Annotated in this window: 8 protein-coding genes; 4 read left to right on the top strand and 4 right to left on the bottom strand. The window is 53.6% G+C overall.

Annotated elements, in window-relative coordinates; translation table 11 throughout:
* The 3 genes from VGJ94_02185 to VGJ94_02175 all read left to right on the top strand — a co-directional run.
* A partial coding sequence (locus VGJ94_02185) for an MBL fold metallo-hydrolase (protein HEY3275402.1) occupies positions 1 to 454 on the top strand: 454 nt, incomplete at its 5' end.
* A 9-nt stretch (positions 455 to 463) separates the two neighbouring features.
* A complete protein-coding gene (gene hpt, locus VGJ94_02180; protein HEY3275401.1) occupies positions 464 to 976 on the top strand; it encodes a hypoxanthine phosphoribosyltransferase in 513 nt (170 codons plus the stop codon).
* A gap of 361 nt (positions 977 to 1,337) precedes the next feature.
* Positions 1,338 to 1,820 carry an NAD(P)H-dependent oxidoreductase gene (locus tag VGJ94_02175; GenBank protein ID HEY3275400.1) on the top strand — a complete coding sequence of 161 codons (483 nt, stop codon included), beginning with the start codon at positions 1,338 to 1,340 and terminating at the stop codon, positions 1,818 to 1,820.
* 26 nt (positions 1,821 to 1,846) lie between these two features.
* Here the strand turns inward: VGJ94_02175 and VGJ94_02170 are convergent, their stop codons facing one another.
* Together VGJ94_02170 and VGJ94_02165 are read right to left on the bottom strand one after the other, a co-directional pair.
* A complete protein-coding gene (locus VGJ94_02170) occupies positions 1,847 to 2,083 on the bottom strand; it encodes a hypothetical protein (GenBank protein HEY3275399.1) in 237 nt (78 codons plus the stop codon).
* 17 nt (positions 2,084 to 2,100) lie between these two features.
* On the bottom strand, positions 2,101 to 2,325 hold the full coding sequence (locus VGJ94_02165) for a transcriptional coactivator p15/PC4 family protein (protein HEY3275398.1): 225 nt from the start codon (positions 2,323 to 2,325) through the stop codon (positions 2,101 to 2,103).
* 405 nt (positions 2,326 to 2,730) lie between these two features.
* Between VGJ94_02165 and VGJ94_02160 the strand changes: the two genes are divergently transcribed.
* Positions 2,731 to 4,365 (top strand): methyl-accepting chemotaxis protein, encoded by a 1,635-nt coding sequence (locus VGJ94_02160; GenBank protein ID HEY3275397.1) that lies wholly within the window; start codon positions 2,731 to 2,733, stop codon positions 4,363 to 4,365.
* A gap of 57 nt (positions 4,366 to 4,422) precedes the next feature.
* On the opposite strand, the gene VGJ94_02155 is transcribed toward VGJ94_02160, so the two are convergent.
* Together VGJ94_02155 and VGJ94_02150 are read right to left on the bottom strand one after the other, a co-directional pair.
* Positions 4,423 to 5,565, bottom strand: a complete 1,143-nt coding sequence (locus VGJ94_02155) for an acyl-CoA dehydrogenase family protein (protein HEY3275396.1) — start codon at positions 5,563 to 5,565, stop codon at positions 4,423 to 4,425.
* Positions 5,566 to 5,924: 359 nt separating this feature from the next.
* Positions 5,925 to 6,274, bottom strand: a 350-nt coding sequence (locus tag VGJ94_02150; GenBank protein HEY3275395.1) for a response regulator, incomplete at its 5' end; no start/stop codon positions are given.

Genomic DNA, 6,274 nt, shown 5'->3' with positions numbered 1-6,274 from the left:
CATCGGCAGCGCGGGGACACATGAGGCAAAGGGCGTCAAGATATCGGCGCTGACCTCCTATCACGATTCCTCGAAGGGGAGCGAGAGGGGGAAAAACCTTCTCTTCGTGATCGAGGCCGACGGGCTTCGACTGGCCCATCTGGGGGACCTGGGTCACACCCTCTCAAAAACCGAGATTGAGAAGCTGGGCGCGGTAGATATCCTTTTTCTGCCCGTGGGAGGATATTTTACCATCGATCCAAAGGAGGCAACCACGGTCGCTGCCGACGTGAAGGCCGCCATCACCGTCCCCATGCACTTCAAGACCCCGAAGTGCGATTTCCCTATCGCGCCGGTGGAGGAATTTACAAAAGGGAAAGAACGGGTCAGGAACGCGGGCACACCGGAAATCGATATCAATAAGGGGAGCCTGCCGAAGGAGCCGGAGATCCTCGTCTTCACATATGCCCTCTAGGAGAAAAAGGTGCTCAAGAAACTATATTCAAAGGAAGAAATCGAAGAAGCGGTAAAACGGCTCGGTGCCCTGATAGAGAAGGATTACGATGGCGAGACAGTCATATTCGTCTGCCTCCTGAAAGGCTCATTCATGTTCACTTCCGATCTCGTGCGCTCCGCCGCCGTTCCCTCAAAAGTAGATTTCATGCGCGTCTCCTCCTACGGCAACGGCACGACCTCGAAAGGGACCATCACCATCACCAAAGACCTGGAGGAGGACATCACGGGCCAAAACGTGGTGATCGTAGAGGATATCATCGACTCGGGCCTCACCCTCACCGAGGTAAGGGGCATGCTCCAAAAAAGAAATCCGAAATCGATAAAAATCTGCGCCCTCCTCGACAAGCGCGCGAGGAGGGAGATAGAGATAGAGGGCGATTACGTGGGATTCACCATGGAGGATGGCTTTGTCGTGGGATATGGAATCGATTATGCGGAACAATATAGGAATTTACCCGAGATTTATGTGGTGGAAGAGTGAGGCCTTCATTCGGGACGTAGCTCGCACCGCGAGCGCGAGGGGGAGGCTTCGCGGGCTAAGCCCGTGGAGGGGGCGACGTGAGCCCCGTTAATAGCAGACGGCTTCGTCGTCGGATATGGAATAGACTATGCAGAGCAGTACAGGAATCTGCCGGAGATTTACGTGGTTGAGGAATGAAGAAGCGGTGTGATGGGTGTGAAGCGTGTAAAGCGTATGATGCGTTAAAGGATTAAAGGCGGAAGACGTGAAAAGGAGCAACCGGAGGTTTGTCTCTCTCCGATTGACGGTTTTCGTTTCGCCCTTAACGCATCACACGCTTTACACGCATGAACGCTTCACACGCTTCACAAAGGAGGTCACCATGCAGGTACTCGTTACATATTACACCCGGTCGGGGAATACGAAGAAGTTGGCTGAGGAAGTGGCTCAGGGAGTCAAAGAGGTGAAAGGGGTTGAGTGCATCGTGAAGGCGGCGGCGGAGGTGACGAAAGAGGACTTTCTTGCCGCCGACGGGATTATCGCCGGATCTCCCGTCTACTTCGGATCTATGGCGGCCCCTTTGAAAGACCTTTTCGACCGGCTCGTGGTGGTCCGGAAGAATATGGGGGATAAGGTGGGCGCTGCTTTTGCCACAGGGGGCGATCCTACGGGGGGAAAGGAGACGACCCTCATATCGATCATCCAGGCCCTCCTCATCTACGGTATGATAATCGTCGGGGACCCGCTCGATGCAACGGGCCATTATGGGGTGGCATGCACGGGGTCGCCGGATGAGAAGACTGCCGGCAATGCCCGTAAATTGGGGAACAGGGTCGCGACCCTGGTGAAAAAGCTGAAACAATAAAGGGATGTCGAAGAGGGGGGTCCTTTTTACCGGACCCTCTTCCAGCCTTTCTGCTCAAGGCAGCGTTTTACGTCTTCGCACGTGGCGCAGACGGCGCTGTCCTTTTCGCATGTGGCATTGGGGCCGGGGTTATCCGCCACGTACTGCTCGCAGGATTTTCGGTCACCGGCAAATTCTTTCGGGTCTTTGCCGGGGTGGGTAAAGGTCGTGCACCCGACAAAGAACGCACCCATTATAATGGATACAAGAATATTTCGTATCATCTCGTTTTCAATTCTCGTTAATCCGTTATCTTCCCTTCTTTCATCACCTTCTTTGCTTCCTGGAGGAGGGTGAGGATATCATCCAGATTTTCCGGCGTGAGAGAAACACCTTTTTTCGTGGGCACCATTTCGCCCTGGTCGTTTTCAAAAAAGGTACGGATGTCCACATAGGTTTTACCCTTGAACTCCTTCACCGTTACCATGATCTTGTCCGTTCCCTTCTGAACCTCGCCTATTATCATACTCTCTCCTTCAGGAATTCCGTTTATGCCGGACCGCGAGCATCGATACCCATTATTTCGGGCCGACAGGTTGGCCAATTCGATAGCTAATCTCCGCCGATCTTTAATTCTAGCAAAAAAGCCGGAGAAACGAAAGAAATTAAGGCCGTCGGCCTCGATCCGCCGGTTCGCCCGGAAAAATAAGAAAACTATTTAAGTCTATTCCCGATGTGACGAAAACTGAAGAAGAGCAACACTAGACGGGACAGGATGTAGGGAGCACCCCTTCCGTCTTTTGTCCATCATGGCACCGCACCATCACATGATATGAAAGAGTATGGACGTTCGACAGACTGTGGCCGAAGGGACTACCTCGTCCTTCTGTCATTACTAAAGCCACATATCAATTCCTTCAGGAGGCGCAGCATGAAACTTTTCACCGACGTCAAGATAGGCAAAAGACTGATGACAGGATTCGGAATCACCGTGGTGCTCATGGTGTTGATCGTAATCACGGGTCTAATTTTTATCAATAAGATATACAGCCAGCTCGATCGTATCGTGCAAGTCAACAATGCAAAGATTATCCTTTCGACCGACATAAGGGCCTGTCTTGCAGATATATCCTCCCTTGTGGGAGACTTCGTCTCCAACGAGAACAGCGCGAACCGGGGGGAAATCGTGAAAAAAATGGATGAAAAGAGGGCAAAATACACCCATGCCATAGAGAAGCTTGAGCGCCTGGAGATAAACGACGAGGGAAAGGCCCTCATTGCAGCGGTCAGGGAGCAGGCGCAAAAAGGACAGGCCGAGACCGGCAGGATAATCGATCTCGCATCCTCCGGAAGTACCAAGGAGGCCATGGAAAAATATATAGAATCGAAGAAATCGGTTGAAAGCTACACCAGGGCAGCCGACGCGGTAACGCAATACAACATAGGACGGACCCAGTTCCGGTACGACGCGGCAAAAAAGAGTGCCTCTATGGGACGGCTCCTTTTCATTGTGTTGGGGGCTTTCACGGTCCTGATAAGTATCGTGCTTTCCCGAACCATCACCACGAGCATCACCATTCCTGTCGAGCGGTCATCGGCCCATATCGACCTTATGGCCCAGGGAAACTTTTCAATTCCCGTTTCCCCGAAGGCTTTGGATCGTAAAGACGAGATGGGCGTTTTTGCCAGGTCTATGCATGCCATGAATAGCAACATCGCCAAAATACTCGGGGAGATGAAGACATCCGCTGCCAGCGTGGCGTCCGCGAGTGCGCAGCTCAGTGCCTCTGCCAATAGTCTTTCGAGCGGCGCGGCGCACCAGGTTGACATGGCCACCCAGGTCGCCACCGCCTCAACCCAGATGAGCCAGGCCACGGACGACATCGCGAAAAACTCGAATACGATCGCCGAATCAGCGGGAGAGACGGTAAAAATCGCGAAAGGTGGTCAGGATATCGTTCAGAATGCCATCCGGGAGGTGAACCTGATCGCCGAGACGGTAGACACCGTCTCGGAATTCGTGAGAAAACTGGGGCAGGAATCGGACAGGATCGGAAATATCGTGATCACTATAAATGACATCGCGGACCAGACGAACCTTCTCGCCTTGAACGCGGCGATCGAGGCGGCCCGGGCAGGAGAACACGGGAGGGGGTTTGCCGTCGTGGCCGACGAGGTAAAGAAACTCGCGGAAAGGACGACTTCCTCGACCACCGAGATAGGGAGCATGATCACCACAGTCAAGGACGGCGTGGAGAAGACGGTCAGCTCCATGGACCAGGTAAAAGGCAATGTTGAATCAGGCGTCCTTTTTTCTTCCCAGGCCCAGGACGCGCTTAAGGATATCATCAGCAGCATTGACAGCCTCTATGACAGTGTCCAGCAGACTGCGAGCTCTATCGAGGAGATGAGCGCCACCACTGATGAAATCGCGAAAGACATTAATAATATTTCGGATGTGACGAAAGAGACCCGAACCTCCTCCACGGAAATCACCGACGCAGCCGCCGGACTTTCAAGCCTCGCGGAGGACCTCGAAAAAACGGTGCAGATGTTCAAAGTGTAAGGGAAGGGAGCGAAAGCCCTCTTACCCAATCAAAAGATTTTCCGTGAGTGGGGCGGATCAATAGAGCAGCCGCGCGATACCGTTCTTCTGGATTTTTCCAGTGCCCTCGTAAATGGAGGTGATCCTCACGTCCCTCAGCGCCCCCTCGAGCCCCTGGTCCCGCATATAGCCGTAGCCCCCGAGGATATCGATCGATTGATTCAATATCCGGATCGCGCTTTCCGGTATGGTGAGCTTGACCATGGACGAGTATTTTTTCGACTCCGGATCTTTCCTGTCGTAGAGCCATGCCGCTCTGTAAAGAAGGGCGCGGCATTTTTCGATTTCCACATACATATCCACGAGCTCGTGCTCGATGGATTGAAATTTGATGATTGCCTTGCCGAACTGCTTTCGTTTCTTTCCATGTTCCACGGCCCTCTCGTAGCCGTAGAGCATGCTGCCGAATGCCTGTGCCGCGATCACGATCCTGCCGAGCTCGAACCCGTCGAGCACCATTCTCGTGCCTTTGCCGCGGGCGCCGACTATTGAATCCTTGGGAATGCGGAAGTCGCTGAAGACGAGTTCTCCCGATGTGGTGGTGTTGATCCCCATCTTCCTTCCGAGGTCGTTGATCTCGAAGCGTCCGGGACCGTTCGCGTCGATCGTCTCTTTATCGAAGACAAGGGCAGTGAGGCCGTTGGCGTCCTTCGCGAGGAGGGTGTAGAAATCGGCGTAGCCCGCGTTGGTGGTGAAAACTTTCGAGCCGGTGATTGAAAAATGGCCGTCTCTCTCTTCGAGGGTCGTCTTCATGCTCCCTATGTCGCTCCCGCTGTCGGGCTCGGTGACGCTTATGGCGGAGATATATCTGCCCTCTATCATGGGCCGGACATATCTCTCGCGCTGCTCAGGGGTACCGAACAGGTCAACCACAAAGCCGGGGATGTAGCCGAGGCTCAGGGCCATGCCCATGCCGGGCAGGCGCCGGCACATCCGGCTTACGGCGACCACGTGGCCCATGGCGCCATAGCCGGAGCCGCCGATCTCTTCGGCAAATCCTACACCGATAAATCCAAGCTCGCCGATCCGCGCGTAAAGCTCGCGAGGATAACTATGCCCGTCCTCCAAGAGATGGAGGTGCTCCTGGTCCAGCTCTTTCTCGCAAAACTCCCGTACCGCCGTCTCCACATCCTTAAGGTCGCTGCCGATATCGAGGTCCATAGTCACCTATCATGAACGGTCTGTCCTCTGCATTTGAAGCCCGCGCCCGGCGCACTCCATCATTTTCCTTTCATTCAATAAAATCATTCCCGTCTGATTGCGTCAAGAGGACGACGAAGATTGTACCGTTGGTTGGGGAGTGATAACTTGGATTTGTTCACTCAGACGACCGTTGACTACTGTTGGTCCGATTCAACGGCCACTCGAGCCGGCACTATTAAACTGATAATATGGATGCCGGGGAAAGCCCGCGGGAGAAAGGGAGCGGTTTGGCGGCTCCGTCTCGACGAGTGAGGGTGCCATAAATTGAAAATGAAACAAGACGATCGATTTTCGTCGATTTCATACGAAGCTATTACCTACCCGTCCAGCACGTCTCTTACTTTCAGCAGGAGCGTGTCGGGGGTGATCGGCTTGAAAAGAAAGTTTATATCTTCCTGGAAAACACCCTTTTTGTGGATGATGTCGGCCGTGTAGCCGCTCATGAAGAGGACTTTTATGTCCGGTGAGGTTTCCTTCAGCTCGTCATATACGGCTTTGCCGTTTTTTTTGGGCATGATCACATCGAGGAGGATGAGGTCTATTCTGCCCTTGTATTGTCCGAATTTGACAAGGGCGTCTTCGCCGTCCTCCGCGGCGACCACCGAATATCCATACCTTTGCAGTATGCGCACGGTGAGGTTCCGTATCGCTTCATCGTCTTCCGCGA

The sequence above is a fragment of the Syntrophorhabdaceae bacterium genome, assembly GCA_036504895.1.
GTDB lineage: Bacteria > Desulfobacterota > Syntrophorhabdia > Syntrophorhabdales > Syntrophorhabdaceae > PNOM01.
This window is presented reverse-complemented; position numbering and strand designations above follow the sequence as displayed.

Bases quoted from the DNA above. Each gene is read 5' to 3' on its own strand.
- VGJ94_02175 (HEY3275400.1), top strand. From the start codon at position 1,338: ATGCAGGTACTCGTTACATATTACACCCGGTCGGGGAATACGAAGAAG.
- VGJ94_02170 (HEY3275399.1), bottom strand. From the start codon at position 2,083: ATGATACGAAATATTCTTGTATCCATTATAATGGGTGCGTTCTTTGTC.
- VGJ94_02165 (HEY3275398.1), bottom strand. From the start codon at position 2,325: ATGATAATAGGCGAGGTTCAGAAGGGAACGGACAAGATCATGGTAACG.
- VGJ94_02160 (HEY3275397.1), top strand. From the start codon at position 2,731: ATGAAACTTTTCACCGACGTCAAGATAGGCAAAAGACTGATGACAGGA.
- VGJ94_02155 (HEY3275396.1), bottom strand. From the start codon at position 5,565: ATGGACCTCGATATCGGCAGCGACCTTAAGGATGTGGAGACGGCGGTA.